Source organism: Nocardiopsis sp. NPDC055824, assembly GCF_053616335.1.
On the sequence record NZ_JBSHDN010000406.1, the window covers coordinates 1 to 1,517 of the forward strand.

At 75.7% G+C, this 1,517-nt stretch carries 1 protein-coding gene; it reads right to left on the reverse strand.

The window, feature by feature from the left end:
• Positions 1-48: 48 nt before the first annotated feature.
• Positions 49-1,233: a thioester domain-containing protein gene (locus ACWGL3_RS32195; RefSeq protein ID WP_346660219.1), complete on the reverse strand. Its 1,185-nt coding sequence runs from the start codon at positions 1,231-1,233 to the stop codon at positions 49-51.
• Positions 1,234-1,517: the final 284 nt, after the last annotated feature.

A 1,517-nucleotide genomic window follows, 5' to 3' on the forward strand; every position in this document is an offset into this window, starting at 1 on the left:
TCCCGGGGGCGGCGGGCACACGCGTCTCCGGCTCCGGCCGCGCGGCCCTTAGTCGGCGGTTCCCGTCCCCGCCGCTGCCCTGCGCCTGCGGGCCAGGAGGAGGAGCACCGCCCCGGCCCCCAGGGCGAGCGCACCGGCCGCGACCAGGGCGGCGACCGCGCCACCGGTCAGGGCCAGCGGCCGCTCGTCGCGGTCCGCGGGGTCCGTGCCGCCGGCCGCCCCGGCGGGGCTCTCGGAGGTCTCGATCGGAGGCGGGGTCCCGCCCTGCGCGTCCCAGGCCGCGGAGGCGGAGTCCGACACGGTGATCTCGCTGTCCTGGGCGGTGATCAGGGTCTGGGTGGGCTCGTCCGACTCGCCCCTGAACAGGCGCCCGGTCCGGACGGTCGCCTCGGCCTCCAGGGTGAAGGTCGCCTCGCCCGCCCCGGCGTCCGCGGGAACGGCGAAACCGACCGTGGAGCCGTCGCCGACCCCGGTCACCGGCTCCCCGCTCCCGAGGTCCACCAGCTCCACGCCCTCGGGGGCGTCCACGGTCACCGGGACCTCGTCGGCGCTGGTCTCCACGGTGAACTCGCCGACGGTCCCGCCGGCCAGCCCGGAGCCGCGGTCGGGGCTGACGGTCAGCGCCGACCCCGGCTCGTCGGGCGTCTCCTCCGCGTGCTCCACGAGGTGGTCGTAGAGCCGGACGACGTCGCCCTCGACGACCCCGGCCTCCAGTTCGGGCCCCTGGTGGACCTCCTCCAGGTCGAGGCCGTTGCTGAAGTGCCAGATCGCCGCCTGGGTCGCGGTCAGCGCCTCCGACGCGTCCACGCCCGCGATGCCCGTGTCCTCGCGCAGCTCCCCGAGGCCGGTGACCGGATAGGAGTTGAGGAGGATCCACCGGACCTTGCCCGGTTCGGCGAAGTCGCCCCTGCCGGGGTAGGTGTCCCACCGGTCCTCGCGGTACCAGGCATCGCCGACGATGCCGGTGCGGAAGTCGATGCAGTAGGCGGTGAGGAGCTGGTCGCCCTCCAGGTCGACGTTGAACGTGCTCGTGGTCGTGTACGTCTCGCCCCTCATGGTGACGGCGTGGCCGTGCTCGGCGACGCCCGTGTACTGCCCGCGCACCGAGTAGACGGCCGGTTCGGCGGGAAGGGAGGCCGCGGGGGCGGCGGGGCCGAGGACGAGCGCCGAGACCGCGGCGACCGCGAGGACGGGGCGTGCGGGACCGGGACGGGGGATGGGCACGTGCGTCACATCGCTTCCTGAGGTGCTGCCGTGCCGAGGAGGCCCGGGGCCGGAGGCCGGTGCGGCACGGGAGGGCAGAGGGGGAGGAACTGCCACGGGAGCGGGGGCGCGCAGGGAGTTCCGGTCGCGGTGAGGGGCCTACCCGGCCGATGCTAATGACCCGGACCCGCGCCTCCAACCCGGTGAGGCGGGATTATCGCGGTGTGTCCGGAAGCGGTCACGGTGTGAACGCCGAAGGGCCCGCCCGCGTGGTCTCCCACGGGGGCGGGCCCTCGGCCACGGCCGCCCGGAGG